Origin of the sequence: Ningiella algicola (genome assembly GCF_028401415.2) — a bacterium.
Taxonomy (GTDB): Bacteria; Pseudomonadota; Gammaproteobacteria; order Enterobacterales; family Alteromonadaceae; genus Glaciecola.
This window is the reverse complement of the sequence record NZ_CP171821.2, coordinates 472,331-488,562: the sequence shown is the minus strand read 5'-3', so window position 1 is coordinate 488,562 and position 16,232 is coordinate 472,331. Positions and strand designations below refer to the sequence as shown.

13 protein-coding genes are annotated in these 16,232 nt (G+C 44.7%); 5 read left to right on the top strand and 8 right to left on the bottom strand.

From position 1 onward, the window contains the following. Positions 1 to 27 precede the first annotated feature (27 nt). Positions 28 to 588 carry a phosphoribosyltransferase gene (locus PN836_RS02160; RefSeq protein ID WP_395342969.1) on the bottom strand — a complete coding sequence of 187 codons (561 nt, stop codon included), beginning with the start codon at positions 586 to 588 and terminating at the stop codon, positions 28 to 30. A gap of 76 nt (positions 589 to 664) precedes the next feature. After that, entirely contained in the window at positions 665 to 1,885 is a 1,221-nt protein-coding gene (locus PN836_RS02155) for a lipoprotein-releasing ABC transporter permease subunit (protein ID WP_395342966.1), read from the bottom strand. Between the two features lie 118 nt (positions 1,886 to 2,003). Between PN836_RS02155 and PN836_RS02150 the strand changes: the two genes are divergently transcribed. The 5 genes from PN836_RS02150 to PN836_RS02130 all read left to right on the top strand — a co-directional run bounded on the left by PN836_RS02150 (position 2,004) and on the right by PN836_RS02130 (position 10,809). Continuing rightward, positions 2,004 to 2,624, top strand: coding sequence for a PilZ domain-containing protein (locus PN836_RS02150; RefSeq protein WP_395342964.1), 621 nt, complete (start codon positions 2,004 to 2,006; stop codon positions 2,622 to 2,624). A 93-nt stretch (positions 2,625 to 2,717) separates the two neighbouring features. After that, a complete protein-coding gene (mfd, locus tag PN836_RS02145; RefSeq protein WP_395342962.1) occupies positions 2,718 to 6,233 on the top strand; it encodes a transcription-repair coupling factor in 3,516 nt (1,171 codons plus the stop codon). After that, positions 6,233 to 7,783, top strand: coding sequence for a CsiV family protein (locus PN836_RS02140; protein WP_395342960.1), 1,551 nt, complete (start codon positions 6,233 to 6,235; stop codon positions 7,781 to 7,783). The genes mfd and PN836_RS02140 overlap by 1 nt, the downstream gene beginning before the upstream one ends. Before the next feature lie 77 nt (positions 7,784 to 7,860). Continuing rightward, the gene (locus tag PN836_RS02135) at positions 7,861 to 8,412 is read left to right on the top strand and encodes a cob(I)yrinic acid a,c-diamide adenosyltransferase (protein WP_395342957.1); all 552 of its coding nucleotides are present in this window, start codon (positions 7,861 to 7,863) and stop codon (positions 8,410 to 8,412) included. A gap of 66 nt (positions 8,413 to 8,478) precedes the next feature. Continuing rightward, a complete protein-coding gene (locus tag PN836_RS02130; protein ID WP_395342956.1) occupies positions 8,479 to 10,809 on the top strand; it encodes a penicillin acylase family protein in 2,331 nt (776 codons plus the stop codon). Here PN836_RS02130 and PN836_RS02125 read toward each other — a convergent pair. The 6 genes from PN836_RS02125 to rpmI form a co-directional block, all read right to left on the bottom strand. Next, the gene (locus PN836_RS02125) at positions 10,802 to 11,368 is read right to left on the bottom strand and encodes a hypothetical protein (RefSeq protein ID WP_395342954.1); all 567 of its coding nucleotides are present in this window, start codon (positions 11,366 to 11,368) and stop codon (positions 10,802 to 10,804) included. The two genes, PN836_RS02130 and PN836_RS02125, sit on opposite strands and share 8 nt — an antisense overlap. 191 nt (positions 11,369 to 11,559) lie before the next feature. Then, positions 11,560 to 11,856: an integration host factor subunit alpha gene (locus PN836_RS02120; protein ID WP_395342952.1), complete on the bottom strand. Its 297-nt coding sequence runs from the start codon at positions 11,854 to 11,856 to the stop codon at positions 11,560 to 11,562. Positions 11,857 to 11,860: 4 nt separating this feature from the next. Beyond that, positions 11,861 to 14,248 (bottom strand): phenylalanine--tRNA ligase subunit beta, encoded by a 2,388-nt coding sequence (gene pheT, locus PN836_RS02115; RefSeq protein WP_395342949.1) that lies wholly within the window; start codon positions 14,246 to 14,248, stop codon positions 11,861 to 11,863. Positions 14,249 to 14,259: 11 nt separating this feature from the next. Next, on the bottom strand, positions 14,260 to 15,240 hold the full coding sequence (gene pheS / locus PN836_RS02110) for a phenylalanine--tRNA ligase subunit alpha (RefSeq protein ID WP_395342946.1): 981 nt from the start codon (positions 15,238 to 15,240) through the stop codon (positions 14,260 to 14,262). A 283-nt stretch (positions 15,241 to 15,523) separates the two neighbouring features. Further along, the gene (gene rplT, locus PN836_RS02105) at positions 15,524 to 15,880 is read right to left on the bottom strand and encodes a 50S ribosomal protein L20 (RefSeq protein ID WP_136249562.1); all 357 of its coding nucleotides are present in this window, start codon (positions 15,878 to 15,880) and stop codon (positions 15,524 to 15,526) included. A gap of 18 nt (positions 15,881 to 15,898) precedes the next feature. Next, a complete protein-coding gene (gene rpmI / locus PN836_RS02100; RefSeq protein WP_284216494.1) occupies positions 15,899 to 16,096 on the bottom strand; it encodes a 50S ribosomal protein L35 in 198 nt (65 codons plus the stop codon). Between the last annotated feature and the right edge of the window lie 136 nt (positions 16,097 to 16,232).

The window sequence follows — 16,232 nt, the reverse complement described above, 5'->3', positions numbered from 1 at the left end:
GAGGGTCTAAGCTCGCAAACACAGGCTTTAATCTATAAGAATATCAAAAATGTCTTTTAGCTCTTCTTTACCCGCGCTAATTTCTTCCTTCGTTAGCCCGGACAGCTCGTGCGGAAACACCAGCCACTCATCGCTTTGATGTACATAATAATCAGGGATGATTTCCGTTTTATTGTTCTTAGGCTTGTACCAAGGGGTAGCAATGCGAATATCTTTCGGGGTGTTCAAACGCATCAAAGTATTCACCTGTTTGATGAGTGCTTCAACACTTCGGCCTGAATCAAACACATCGTCAACAATTAGCAGTTTGTCGTCGGCATTGGCGTTTTCAATCAAGTAATGAAGGCCGTGCACCTTGATTTCTTTAGACTGCTGATTAATCCCGTAATAGGATGATGTTCTCACTGCAATATGATCGGTGGGCGCATTTTTATACTCAAAAAACTCCTGAACGGCGATACCAATGGGCGCACCACCTCGCCAAATGCCCACAATAAAGTCGGGCCTGAAGCCATCTTTATACGCCATTGACGCCACTCTAAATGAGTCGCGCAGTAAATCGGGTGAACTGATGAATACTTTATTCACTAATTGTACGCCTTATTGTTTCTGTAATTGTTCTATTGTGCTGTGATGGCTGTTGCCGATAAAAACATGTTCACGACTATTCACTGCGCAAGCTGTTTGCAGGATTAATCGATGCCGCTTTATACGCAGGATAGATAGACGCTACTGCGCACAGCATCAGCGCAACTAGTGCGATGATACTCACTTGCTGCCATTGAATATCTATAGGCAAACCTTGGCCATTTTCGCCAAACGCTAAACCCGTATTAAACCATGAAAGCACCGTATTGAGTTGCCATGAGCAGAGTAAGCCTAAGATTGCGCCCGCAATTGCGCCTTTTAGCCCATTAAACACGCCGTTTAATAAAAATATTTGAAGCACATCACCGCGTTCAAGACCTTGAGTTTGTAAAATAGCAATGTCAGATCGCTTTTCAGCAACTACCATCACTAGCGCCGAAATCACATTAAAGGCAGCTACAGCAATCACCAGCATCAGCATCAGCACCATCATGTTCTTTTCCATTTTAACCGCATCAAACAATGGCCCTTGTCGCTCTCTCCATGTTCTAAAGGCGAAACCGTTTTGGCTGAGTGCATCACTTACCGCTTGAAATTCAAATGCGTCGCTAAGGTAAAGTCGAGTATCTGTGAAGTCCTCGATTTTTTTGCGGTGCAGGCGCGCGGCATCATCAATATTCATGATAATTACCTTATCATCCATCTCAGAATTTACGCTAAACAAGCCAGCGACCGTCACCATACGCTGACTTGGCACTCTGCCTAGCGGTGTATATATACTCTGCCCGGTGGATATTACGCGTAACCTTTGACCCACTCTCACGCCAAACTGGCGGGCTAAAATTTCGCTGATCACAACATTGAAGCTTCCTGCCTGTAAATCTGCGTAGCGCCCGCGCACCATATTGTCAGAAATAATGGAGTTAGCCACCGAAACTTGAGGGTCTACACCTTGTAATAAAAGCCCTTTGAGTTCCGTTCGCGACTGCACAATCACCTCGCGCTCGGCGTATTGGGCTTGTCCATTTACCAAGCCTGCAAGCGTTTCGCTATTGAGTACCTCATTAAGAGATGCTGTTGTATCAATCGAGGATTGAGAAACGACAATATGAGGCAATATACCGAGAATTCGTTTCTTTAGCTGCCCTTCTAAGCCATTCATGACCGATAAAACAATGATCAAAGCAGCAATACCTAGCGCAATGCCAATTACCGAAAAACGGTTAATGAACGCGACAAAGCTTTTACTGGAAGCTGATTGTGAATATCGCCAAGCAATAAACTGAGAAACAGGCATAAATACTTATTTTTTAGTGTTAAAATAACAAAAACGGAAAGTGCTCTTTCTTCTGGTATGAGTTTACTACCAATATCCTCACAATATAAGAACACTTATAATAAAAATAAGACTGAGAATGAAATTGGAAAATTTGAAGCAACAGATTGAACAATTTAACGCCTTTTATCTTATCCAACATCCCATTAAAACCAATGTGATTGCGATTAGTCCTGAGCAAGCTAATCAGTCAATGCAGGCCTTTGAGCAATCCATGCCTTATGCATTTAAAATTTCATCCGAGATGTCTGAAATTGAATCTAAGGCGCTCAGGCCATTTCGAAACATGGGCGAAAAATTTGAAGATCTAGTGGATTATTTACAGATGCAGGCAAAAAAGATGGACTTGATGCTGTCTTACATCCTGCAACAACAAGACGAAGAAGCACACCGCGCAACTGCACTTAAATTCGGCGGCGGCGGAGTGGTGATTGAAAGCACAAGGTCCTCTGATATTGGCAGCTACGCTATCGTCAAACTCTTCTTAGAAAGCGAATCTGCAGCGGTTTACTGCATCGCTCAGGTCATTGCATGTGAACAGCAAAGCACTGAAGATGCCTCATCGACGAGCGAGGATAAAGCACGCTACGAAGTCAGCTATGCCTACACTTTAATTCGGGAAGAAGACCAAGAGCTCTTAGTTCGTGCCAGTTTGCATCTACAAACCGCACAATTGCGTAAGAATAATTCGTCCGAGTGAGTCTCTAGAGAAAATACTGACAATCGTTGTGACACACCAAGCCTCAAACTTGATAAGCCAAGCCATATATTAATTTAAGTCGAAACTAATTAGATGTCCTTATTTGAACCGCGCCTAGCGCTATTACCTTCATCCAGTAAAGTCATTGATCATATCCGCTGGAGTAATCTCCACGGCGCGAGTAAAAGCCTTGCACTTGCAAACGCCGCTTCGCGCCACTCTGGGCCGCTGGTAATCGTAACCAAAGATACAAGTGAAGCCTTGCAGTTAGAAAAAGAGATACGCTTTTTTAGCAGCCAGGCAACAAGCACGGCTAGTGGTATTGATGTGCATTTATTTCCTGATTGGGAAACCTTGCCATACGATGCATTTTCGCCCCATCAAGATATTGTTTCCAAACGGCTCGAAACGCTTTATTTGTTGAGTAAAAAACAAGCTGGCGTATTTATTATTCCAATCAACACCTTTTTACAGCGACAAGCGCCGGTTGAGTACGTAGGACAACATCTACTTTATCTTAAAAATGGACAAAGCCTTGACCCAGCCCAGTTTCGACGGAATTTAGAAAAAGCCGGGTATTTGCACGTCTCGCAAGTGATGTCGCACAGTGAATTCAGTGTACGTGGTTCGATTATCGACTTGTTCCCCATGGGAAGCGACCAGCCGTTTAGAATCGATTTATTTGATGATGAAATTGATTCCATTCGCTATTTTGACCCAAGCTCACAGCGTTCATTAGAAGCAATTAACGAAATCCGCTTATTGCCGGCTCGCGAATTTCCAACCGACAAAGAGGCCATTAGCCTATTTAGAACGCAATATCTTGACACCTTTCCCAATGCGAATAATGCGGATCAAGAATCGGTTTTCTATCAGGTCAGCCGTGGAACGATGCCCGGCGGCGTTGAATACTATTTCCCACTGTTTTTTGAACGAACGGCAACAATTTTTGATTATCTTCACCAAGACAGTGTGTTTGTATTTGATGAAAGCCTGCAAGGCGCTGCCGATAAGTTTTGGCATGACTTACACAATCGTTACGAGCAATATCAATTCAACCTCGCCCGGCCATTGCTAGCACCAGAAGCCCTGTATTTGAGCACGCAAGACATGCAGAGCATGTTAAAGCAGTGGCCTAGCATGCAGTTGTCATCAAAAAGCGGAAGCCCGAGCAAAGGTTTTGCCAATTTTAAGTGCGAGGCAGTAGAAAATATTGGCATTGATGTGAGCGCGACTAATCCCTACCAAGCCATTCAAGCTGAGGTAAAACAGGCTAAATCTGCTTCAAAGCCCGTGGTCTTTATCGCTGAATCGACAGGGCATAAAGAAGCGCTATTCGATATTTTGGCCAAAGCCAAGATACAGCCGCACGCCCTTGAGGTGTTCTCACTCGAGAATATTAAACAACATCCCGTGTCGATGATTATAGGCCCCTTAGAAGATAGCTTTAAATGCACAGATAATAGTGCTGGCATGTTGCTAATAACAGAAAAGCAACTACTCGGCCATAAAGTTGCAAAACGACGAAGCACAAAACGCCCGGGCGCAGTGGATGAAAGCGCGATTATTCGAAACCTGGCAGAATTATCCGAGGGCTCTCCAGTTGTTCATTATGAGCATGGTATTGGCCGATTTATCGGATTACAAACCCTCGATGCCGGGGGGATTACAACAGAATACCTGTGCATTGAATATGCAAAACAAGCAAAGCTGTACGTGCCCGTTTCAGCCTTGCATCTAATAAGCCGCTACAGCGGTGGCGACGCAGAACATGCCCCGCTTCATCATTTAGGCAATGATACCTGGTCTAAGGCGAAAAAACGCGCTGCTGATAAAGTACGCGATGTAGCCGCACAATTGCTCGACATATATGCCAAACGCGCTGCTAAACCGGGCTACGCTTATCCTATAGACTGGCAAGAATACAACAGCTTTGCCGACAGCTTTCCCTATACGGAAACGGATGATCAGGCACGTGCAATAAACGCTGTTTTGCAAGATATGGGGTCGCCAAATGCCATGGACCGCTTAGTATGCGGTGATGTTGGCTTTGGTAAAACCGAAGTTGCGATGCGCGCCGCCTACATTGCAGCAGCGAATGCTAAGCAAGTTGCCATTCTTGTACCAACGACCTTGCTAGCACAGCAGCACTATGAAAATTTTAAAAATCGATTCTCTCAGTTCCCGTTTACCATTGAAGTTATTTCGCGCTTTGTCAGCCCCAAAGAACAAAAGCTCACCATTGAGCGCATTCGAGCAGGCAAAGCAGATATTATTGTTGGCACCCATAAGTTGCTGCAAGACGACATTCAGTTTAAAGACTTAGGTTTAGTGATTATTGATGAAGAGCATCGTTTTGGAGTGCGCCAAAAAGAAAAATTCAAAGCCCTGCGCGCAGATGTAGATATTTTGACCCTCACTGCCACGCCTATTCCGCGAACGCTAAACATGGCGCTTAGCGGCATGCGAGACCTATCGATTATCGCCACACCGCCAGCCAAACGCCTGGCGGTGAAGACCTTTGTGCAAAGGCGTCATGACGAAGTCATTCGAGAGGCCATCATGCGTGAAATACTGCGTGGAGGTCAGGTGTACTTCCTTCATAACGAAGTCAAAACCATTGAAAAAACCGCACAAGAAATATCAGACATTGTGCCAGAAGCTCGTATCGCGATTGGTCACGGTCAAATGCGTGAGCGTGAGCTGGAGACGGTGATGAACGACTTTTATCATCAGCGTTATAATGTATTGGTTTGTTCCACGATTATTGAGACAGGGATAGATGTAGCGACGGCTAACACGATTATCATGGATAGAGCCGATCATCTTGGCCTAGCGCAATTACATCAGCTTAGGGGCCGAGTTGGGCGATCACATCATCAAGCGTATGCATATTTACTAACGCCACACCCAAAACGCATGACCAGAGATTCTGTTAAGCGCCTTGAAGCCATTGCCTCGCTGGAGGATTTAGGTGCCGGATTTGCGCTTGCTACGCATGACTTAGAAATTCGCGGTGCAGGTGAGCTTTTAGGTGATGACCAGTCAGGTCAAATCAACGCCGTTGGCTTTTCTTTATACATGGAAATGTTAGAAAAAGCGGTTGAAGCCTTAAAAGAAGGCAAAGAGCCAAGTTTGACGGATGCGCTGGGTGAGCAAACAGAAATTGAACTGCGTATCCCTGCCCTTATACCTGATGACTATGTGGGCGATGTAAACCTTCGCTTATCGCTATATAAAAAACTGGCAAACTGCAAAAACAATGACGATATTGATGACTATCAAATTGAAATGATTGACCGTTTTGGCCTGCTCCCTGACGCAACGAAGAATTTGGTGGCAATTGGAAAACTAAAAGTCATTGCCAACGATTTAGGCATCAAAAAAATTGAGTTCAGTGAAATTGGGGGTGCCATTGAATTTAGCGAGGAAACGCGTGTTGACCCGGGCTATTTGATCAGTCTCATTCAAACACAATCGAATCGCTTCAAGTTTGACGGGCCACAGCGGCTGCGCGTGCTGGAAAAAACTTCTGCTAACAAGCAGCGATTAGACTTGGTACAATCTTTATTAGAGGATTTATCAAAAGAACGTGTCAAAGGAAAGTGATGGCTCAAAGGCACCAGGCAAACACCCATCTTCGCAATAAGTTAATGCTGCTTTGCTGTATTGGCGTTGGCATACTCTATCCGCAAACTAAAGGTCTCGCGCAAGCCTTAGACTCGCAGTGGTGGTTTGATGTGGAGCTTATCGCCTTTGAGCGAGAAATGCTGCCCAATCAAGAAGAAGATTTCAGTCTTTCTGATTTTGAGTTTAGCGACGCCATCCCTTTTGACATCATCGGGCCTCATCTATATCAACAAAGTAATCCCAATTTTCGCCTGATGGCGAACTTGCCTTTCTGTTCAAAAGAGCATGTGGAGAAAGCCACCTTAGCAACAGGCACCTCAGCAGTAGACGACGCTCTTATGGCGTTAAGCCTAGACAACGATGCAATGACTAGCTTAATCCAAAGCGCAGACCAATTTATCAGTATTAAGCAAAGAGAAGATGAAACTGAGCACTCAAGCGAAGACATGTTAGGTCATGCTACAGCGCTTCGAACGGAGTTTGACGATTCTGAACCATCTTTTGCTGTTAATTTTGCTGTTAATGAAACGCTAGAGTTCATTAGTGCTCACCAAAGCGCGGTGGAAGCAATTATGACCCCTTTGCTAAGCGCCCCCCCAGCCAAGCTTAGTTGTGTGAATGAGCTACAGTACCAGGCCTTTAGTGATGTTCCCCGAGCTTTGTTTGCAAATTCTGACTATCAATTTGCAACCCACGGGCTTTTACGTAACGAATCAAAATACCTTGAAGACTACGCAAGGCAAGTATTCAACCAGCGCGATATCTCTCCTATTCTTTATACCGCATGGCGACAGCCCGTTGTGTTTGGAGAAGAGAATGCGGACTACTACAAGATATACGGCGGCCGCCTTTTAAAACACGAGCATGATAGCAAGACAGTAGAACAGCTATTTGGCTTAGATGAAATTGTGTCGGATACGCTAGTGGTGTCACGCTCAAATAGCTTAAACGCCGCACAAAGCGAGCAAGCAACTGAATCACAAAACACCATGAGTGAAAACATATATGCAAGCCAAGCCTTTGTGGAGCATGTTTTTTTTGAAAAGTTAAAAGACAGTGCGATGGCAAATATGACAGGAGGTTCCTTAGCAGGTGATCAGGGCGTATCAAGGGCTGAACAAAATGCTCAATCCCCCTCAGTAAGCGACGTCTTGTCTACATTAGATGCCGAGCTTAGTGCCATAGAAGCCGGTCAGTTAAGGCAAATCGACTGGGAAGTTGACGAAGAGATGGAACCAGGCGATAACCAAGCCTCCCAGAGCTTCGCACATCATGAACTAGAGGGCTTGTTTAAGGTTTACTTAGATTACGTGAATAGAGTGCCTTATTTACATATAGATAGCCAGTTCAAGCATTACAGAGTGACGCTTGACACAGATGGGCAGCCGGAACTTTTGGTTTATCCATCCCAGCAAAGAAGGCGCATTATCAGTAAACAAATCCATTATTTTGATCATCCTGCATTTGGCGTGGTGGTTCGTCTTCAGCGCTACGAAGTACCGCGCATTGATTCTACAAACGCTGACTAGGTGGTCGATTAACTTAGATATTCACAAACTTCAGTCCACAGACCTTCTACAATATCTTTTAATAAAAGAGTGTGAAAATGAAAATCTACACTAAACAAGGTGATAGCGGTACAACCCAAGTCTATGCAAAGCAAGTGCTCAAGGTGTCTAAAGACGATGCCTTAATTGAGTGTTATGGAAGCCTAGACGAACTTAACGCTCACATTGGCCTGTTAGCGGTTAAAGCGAAGCAAGCAAATATGCTAACCGGTGGCGATAGGCTTGGCGACGACGTAGTTCAACTCTTCCAATTCATTCAGCGTGCCATATTTAGCATTGGTTTTGCTATTTCAGATAGTGCAACGCTTGACGCTGATTCAACAACGCGTCTTGAGAAAGCAATTGACGAAATGCAGAACAAGTTGGCACCACAAACGAAATTTATATTACCCGGCGGCCACGAACTTGCAGCTCAAGCACATGTTGCGAGAACGGTTGCTAGGCGTGCAGAAAGACAGCTGGTTACATTAAGCCACCATCACGACATAGACAGTACATCCATGCAGTTTATCAATCGCTTATCTGATTATTTTTTTGTGTTTGCTCGCTGGGCTAATCATATCCATGATGAAAACGATATCGAAGTCTAGCGTGCGACAAGTATATGTAAAGGTGCGCGGTAGAAAGCGCTAACAACATCGTTTATTGAGAGATAGATGCGACTCATTAAAATAACCATTATTGGCCTTACACTTCTGATCCTACTTGCACTAGCAGGTGGCTATTTTACCCTTTGGAGCAGCTTGCCCGAATTAGACTCACAGTTGCAATCTGAACATTTAAGCGCGCCGGGCAAGATTCAGCGCGATGCATTAGGCACCGCGATAATTACCGCCAGTAATCAATCAGAAGCGGCATTTTTGCTCGGCTACGCTCACGCTCAGGACAGACTCTTTCAAATGGATTTATTAAGGCGTAGCGCGGCTGGAGAATTAGCTGAGCTTTTCGGTGAAATCGCCATAGAGAGAGATAAGCAGACGCGTTTTTTTCAATTCAGACAGCGCGCCGATATGATTATCGAAACACTAAGCATTAAACAAAAGAAGCTGCTAAGGCAGTATGCCAATGGCGTAAACCACTTTATTGATGAAAACGGCTCACCTGGCTTTGAGTTTTTACTAACTGGCTCGGACATGGCGCCCTGGACGCCTGCTGACAGCATTTTGGCAACCTTCAGTATGTATATTGACTTACAAGGCGGACAAGTTGAGCGAGACTATGAAAATACGGCAATTGTAAAAGAGTTCGGGCCTGCAATGCTCGATTTCATGTATCAGGTTAGTCCCTATCAAGCCGCAATTGACTTAAGCATTGTTAGCGCGCCCAAACCTGAAATTCCAGTCTTGGACGAACAAGCAAGCGCACAATCCACACCAAACACGAGCAAACTAAGGTCTAAGTTTGAAGACCATGAAACACAAGATATAGGAAGTAACAACTGGGCGGTAAGTGGACACTTAACGGATTCTGCCAGTGCAATGATGAGCTCTGATATGCACCTAGGTTTAAACGTGCCGATTATTTGGTATCGTGCCCAGCTCAACTATCAGGCGGTAACACACTATGGAAAGCTTCCTGAAGCTATTCAGGTGACGGGTGTGTCTCTTCCGGGTACGCCCTTAGTTGTGGCAGGTAGCAACAACCATATCGCCTGGGGGTTTACTAACTCGAATGTCGACAACGTGGATTGGGTAAGGCTCAAAGCGAATACGCCTGTCGAAACCGTTTTAGAGTCGATAAAGGTAAAGGATCATGAAGATATTTCACTTGCAATCGGCATGAGCGAATTTGGTCCAATCAGGATCTTAGGCGGCGAAAAATATGCGTTGAGCTGGGTGGCGTTAATGCCATACGCTGTCAATATGGATTTAATGGACATGCCCCTTAAGGACAATGCTGAAGAAGCCCTTGAACTTGCAAAAACGATCGCCATTCCCGTTCAAAACATGGTGGTTGCTGATGCAAACGGAAGCATTGCCTGGCAACTTACCGGCGCTATTAGCGCTCGTGATGAGCCAAGCCTGATTGCCGTAGAAGAAAGTGAATATGATACAAAATGGCTGCAACAAGACACTTCGCCCGCGTTCGTCCTAAATCCCAGTAATCACAGAGTCTGGAGCGCAAACGCTCGCGTCATTTCTACAGCAGACCTTGCCCGCTATGGTGACGGTGGATATGCACTAGGCGCACGACAACGCCAAATTCTCGATCGGCTTTTGGAGAATGAGCAATTTGATGAGGCCAGCTTTAATGCCCTACAGTTTGACAATCGTGCAATTTTTTTGAGCCCTTGGCATAACCTGCTTTTGCAAACCCTTTCCAATAGTCCACAAAAGTACGCAGCCGATATTGCCGCGTTAAATACTTGGAAAGCCTGCGCCTGCGAAGGATCTATTGGTTATACCTTAGTTCGTCGCTATCGAAGTGCGTTGATTAAACGTTTGTTTTCACCTGTCGACACTGCTTTAGAAAAGCACGAGCTTGGCTTGCGTCATTCAACGCGAAAAATAGAGGGCGCTGTATGGCAAGTGCTTCAGCAGAAACCTCAAAGCTGGCTACCTAATGAATTTGATAGCTTTGATGCACTGCTGCTTTCTGTCTATGACAAAACCAGGGAGCGATTGATTAAAGATCATGATGCAAATCCACAAAACCTTGCAGGCTTGGAATGGGGGAAGGTAAATGCATTGAAAATCACCCACCCTTTTGCTTCGAGCCTAGGACCCTTTGCTTCTTTATTCAATATGCCCGAAGTTGCCGGTTTTGGTGACAGCTTTATGCCTGCTGTGCAAGGCAGAAGCTTTGGTGCGTCGCAAAGGCTAATTGTCAGACCTGGTAATCCCGAAAACGCCGTTTTAACTTTGCCAGGGGGACAATCAATGCATCCATTGTCGAAGTACTTCAGAGCAGGCTTTGATGATTACGCTCAAGGTGCGTTAACGCCGCTAATGCCGCAAGAGATTGAACACGAAATTCAATTTAATTAAGCTTTTCTGGTGTCGCTGACATTTGCTCTAGCATTGCCTGCTGCCATTGGGCTCGCGCCTCGGCATCTGCTTGCTGCTTGCTTAGCCCCTCTTGCTGCAACACTGCTGATGCTTGCGCTATCAAATTATCGCGCTTAACGATAAGCGCTTCGGATTGAGCTTTTAAGGACTCAAATGCCGGGTATTTAGCATACACGACGCTTGGGTCTTCAAAGGAAATAAAGACCTGTTCAAATTCTTGTTTGAAGTTCGTTTTCATTCCATGGAAGGTCAAAAACGCAAGTCCTTGGTCTCCCGATATTTGGTTTAGCTCCGAGGGCGCTAAATTCACCTGCTTGGCAGCATCAAGCAGCCTTAATTGCCATTGTTTGATTTCTGTTTGATTATTATCTTTTGCTGCGCTGGCCAGACCTTTTTGCACATCGTCTGCGCTGAGTAATTCTGAAAGGCTAAGTAAGGGTTGTGCAATGATTTGATTGTTCGCATCAGATTGAGCTGGAGGCTGCTCTGACCCGTCTTTGTTGCTATGAGCTTGCTCGGAGCATGCACTTATCATCATGCAGGCAATCATTACTGAAGTGAAAACAAGGGATCGATTAGGTATTATTTTGGGAGCCATTTGGTATTCCGAGCTGAGATTAGAGTAATCTGAATCCTGTTACATTAAAAGACGTATGAAACATACAAACAAAAAACGCCGTAATACAACGGCGTTTTAAAGAGTGTTCGTATGCTAAGGCAAACCCAGAACTAATCCTTAACGGGTAAATTCTCAACTCGGCTTTTCAGCTTCTGTCCGGGTCTAAATGTCACCACACGACGCGCTTTGATAGGGATATCTTCGCCAGTCTTTGGGTTACGTCCGGGGCGCTCATTCTTAGTGCGTAAATCAAAGTTCCCGAAGCCTGATAGCTTCACCTGCTCACCAGACTCTAAGCACTCTTTTATTTCCTCGAAAAAGAGTTCAACGAGATCTTTCGCGTCTTTTTTATTAATACCTAACTTCTCGAACAAGTGTTCAGCCATGTCAGCTTTGGTTAATGCCATTTGATTAGTCTCTCAACGTTGCACTATAGTGATCCTGTAAATGTCTAACCACAATATCGACAGAATTTTGAATATCTGAATCTTCGAGTGTCTTCTCTTTGCTTTGCAGCCATACCGAAATAGCTAAGCTTTTGTGGCCAGGTTCAATACCTTGACCCTGGTATACATCGAACAAGTTTATGTCAACTAGATTAGATATTCCAATTTTTTCAATACTTTTTAGTAGTTTACCTATTTCTACAGACTCATCAACCGTTACTGCAATGTCCCTTCTGTTCACTGGATACTTAGAAATAGCGTCAATTGAGGGTAGTTTTCGATCACTCAAAAAGCCTTGCTCTAGCTCAAACGCGTAGACTTTGGTACTTAAACCAAGCACCTTCTGATGCTGAGGGTGAATCGCCCCTACTCTGCCTACTAGCTTTCCATCATGCAATATTTTTGCGCACTGGCCAGGATGGTAAGCGCTACAGGTATCTGCCTCAAAGCTTACTTGTGAGCTATCTGCGCGTAACGCGACTAATTGCTCAACAACCGCTTTAGCATCAAAAAAGTCAATCGCTTGATTTTCTTTTCCCCAATGCTCGTCGTTTGTGTTACCAGACATCACACCTGCAAGCATAGGTATTTGACTCACTTTGGTCTTTTCATTTGCATTCGGCAGAAACGCCAAGCCACTTTCAAACAACTTCACATTGTTTTGCTGTCGTTTTTGATTGTAGGATAATGCGCTCAATAAGCCGGGTAGCAAACTGACTCGCATTACTGACATGTCACTTGATATAGGATGTGGCAATACCAAACCTTGCATGTCTGGAAAAAGCGCACTTTGTTTTTTAGGATCAACAAACGAGTATGTAATCGCCTCTTGAAACCCCTGCCTAAGCAAGACTTGTTTGAGAGTATTTAGCTCAAGTTGCTTTTCAGGATGTGGATTCATTGAAAGTCGCGCGATGGGCGCAACATTTTCGATATTGTTGTAACCGTAGATACGCGCCACTTCTTCAATTAAGTCCTCTTCAATCGCAATATCAAAGCGATATGAAGGCGCAACAACGGTATAGGTTGTTTCAGTGCTTTCAACGTCCATTCCCAAACGTTCCAGCATGTCTTGAACTCGCTCTGAAGGGATTTTTGTCCCTAGCACACGTTCAAGTCGCTGCTGGCGTAAGGTAATTTTATTTCGTTGAGGTAAGTGTTCGCTAGAAACAGCCTCAACAACAGGCCCGGCGTCACCCCCAACAATATCAAGCAACAATTGAGTCGCTCTTTGCATCGCTTGCATTTGTAAACTGGGGTCTACGCCTCTTTCATAACGATGAGAAGCATCTGTGTGCAAGCCGTACTGACGTGATTTACCCAAAATATCGTCAGGGTTAAAGAAAGCAGATTCTAAGAATATATGTTTTGTTGATTCTGTGACCCCAGAGTCAAGCCCACCAAAAATACCGGCTAATGCAAGCGCCTTTGTTTCATCAGCAATCACAAGGGTATCAGCGTTTATTTTTACCTCATTGCCATCCAACAAAGTGAGTGCTTCATCTTGATTTGCAAAGCGAACATGAATATCGCCATTGAGACAGTCGTTATCAAAAGCGTGCATGGGATGACCAAACTCGAGCAAAACATAGTTTGTGACATCTACCACGGGATCAATACTGCGCACGCCACTGCGGCGAAGCTTTTCTTGCAGCCACAAAGGTGAACTAGCACTCATATCGACATTTTCGATCACTCTGCCTAAGTATCTTGGGCACGCTTTCGGCGCATCGAGGACTATCCCGCGAGTTTGATTTGACGCGACCGGCGCGTCATCAACTTCTACTTCGTTCACATCTAATTGATTCAGGACACCAAGCTCTCGAGCAACACCTTTAATGCCAAGGCAATCCGCCCGATTTGGCGTTAAATCAATCTCAATTTGTTGATCGTTTAGCTGAAGATAATCACGAATATCATCGCCAACGGGCGCATCGACGGGTAGCTCTAAAATACCGCTGTGATCTTCTCCCATGCCAAGCTCGGAAAAACTGCACAACATGCCAAAAGAAGGTTGGCCGCGTAGTTTCGCTTTCTTTATCTTAAAATTGCCGGGAAGCACTGCACCCACTTTGGCGACCGCTACTTTAAGGCCTAAGCGGCAATTAGGCGCACCGCATACAATATCAAGCAGCTCGTCTTCGCCAACATTAACTTTCGTTACCTGAAGCTTATCTGCATCGGGATGTTGTCCACACTCAACCACTTCGCCTACGACTACACCTGAAAATTCGCCCGCAACTGGCTCAACACCGTCCACTTCAAGACCTGCCATACTGAGCTGCTCACATAAGGCATTAGTATCTAACTTTGGATTAACCCACTCTCTTAACCAAGATTCACTGAATTTCATTAGCTACTCTTCTAATTAAACTGCTTGAGAAAACGTAGATCGTTTTCGAAAAACGCGCGTAAGTCATTTACGCCATAGCGAAGCATGGTTAAGCGCTCAACCCCCATGCCGAACGCGAAACCGGTGTAGGTCTCAGGGTCAATATTCACTGCTCGAAGCACATTAGGGTGCACCATGCCGCACCCCAGCACCTCTAACCACTGACCATTTTTTCCCATGACATCCACTTCCGCAGAAGGCTCTGTGAAGGGAAAGTAGGACGGTCTAAATCGCACTTTGAGGTCTTCTTCAAAAAAGTGATGCAAAAAGTCATGCAAAATACCCTTTAATTCAGCAAAGCTAACATCCGTATCTATCATCAAGCCTTCTACTTGATGAAACATTGGCGTATGGGTTTGGTCGTAGTCGTTACGATAGACACGCCCCGGCGAGATAATGCGAAGCGGCGGTTTCTCTGCCTCCATTGTCCGAATTTGCACGCCGGAAGTTTGTGTGCGCAGCATCACATCTGGATTAAAATAAAATGTATCGTGATCAGCACGAGCTGGATGATTTTTGGGAATATTGAGTGCATCGAAGTTGTGAAAGCCGTCTTCAACTTCAGGGCCGGTTTTGACTGAAAAACCTATATCGGCAAAGTATTGCTCAATACGTCCTATGGTTCGGCTAACTGGATGCACGTTGCCCGAAGTGGTGCTTCTGCCAGGAAGTGTTACATCCACAGACTCCTGAGCCAACTTAGCATTTAACTCTGCTTCCTTTAACATTTGAAGCTTAGTATTGATTAAGCCTTGTACCTGCTGCTTTGCTTGATTGATTTGCTGCCCAACAACGGGTCTTTGTTCTGCTGAAAGCGCGCCGAGGCCTTTCATTAAATCGGTGACCTTGCCCTTTTTACCCATAAAAGCAACGCGCACTGCATCAAGCTCAACGGGCGTATTTGCCGAGTCTACGGCATCTTTCGCCTCGTCAATTATCGCTTCGAGATCCATTTTATCCTCTTTGAACGGTCATAATAATTTGCCTAATCTGTAAAACACCACTTGTAAAACCGTCAACACCTAGTTGGCGCGATTAATAAATGACGAGTAGCAGTAGGTCATTTGAGGGACGCTATTTTACACAAGTTTTTATGCAAATGAGAGTGACATAATTGATTTAATACGATTTTTGCTATGAATATGAGTCGGATATGCAAAATTGCGGGGATGTAAAATAAAAAAGCGAGCTTCCTGCTCGCTTTTTTAAAAAGAACTTAAGCATAATTGAATTAAATTAAGCCAACGCGCCTTTAGCTGCATCTACTAAAGCGGTGAATGCCGCCTTGTCGTGTACAGCAATGTCGGCAAGTATTTTACGATCAATCTCAACGGACGCTTTTTTAAGGCCGTTGATAAATCGTGAATAACTCATACCGTTTTGACGAGCCGCTGCGTTGATACGTGCAATCCATAACTGACGGAATTGACGCTTACGCTGACGACGGTCGCGATAGGCATATTGACCTGCTTTCGTTACCGCTTGCACCGCAACGCGATACACTCGACTACGAGCGCCGTAATAACCTTTAGCTTGTTTTAAAACTTTTTTGTGACGTGCGCGTGCAATGACGCCGCGTTTTACTCTAGCCATTTTTCAGTCTCCTTAAGGTTATACGTATGGCAACATACGTTGGATAAGCGCGGTATCATTTTCATGAACCAATTTCTTACCACGTAGATGGCGTTTACGCTTAGTGCTTTTCTTGGTCAAAATGTGACGCAAGTGAGACTGTTTGCTTTTAAAACGGCCCGAGCCTGTTTTACGGAAGCGCTTTTGCGCACCGCTTACTGATTTCATTTTAGGCATTGCTAAAACTCCGCATTGTTAAATACCTTAGGCTTAATTAATTTGTGTTTCTATTTGCAAAAGGCAATAAGAAACGCCTAAGGGTTAAAATTTAGCAGCAAGGTGTTTTAAGTTGTGCAGACTTAAAAACTTTAGA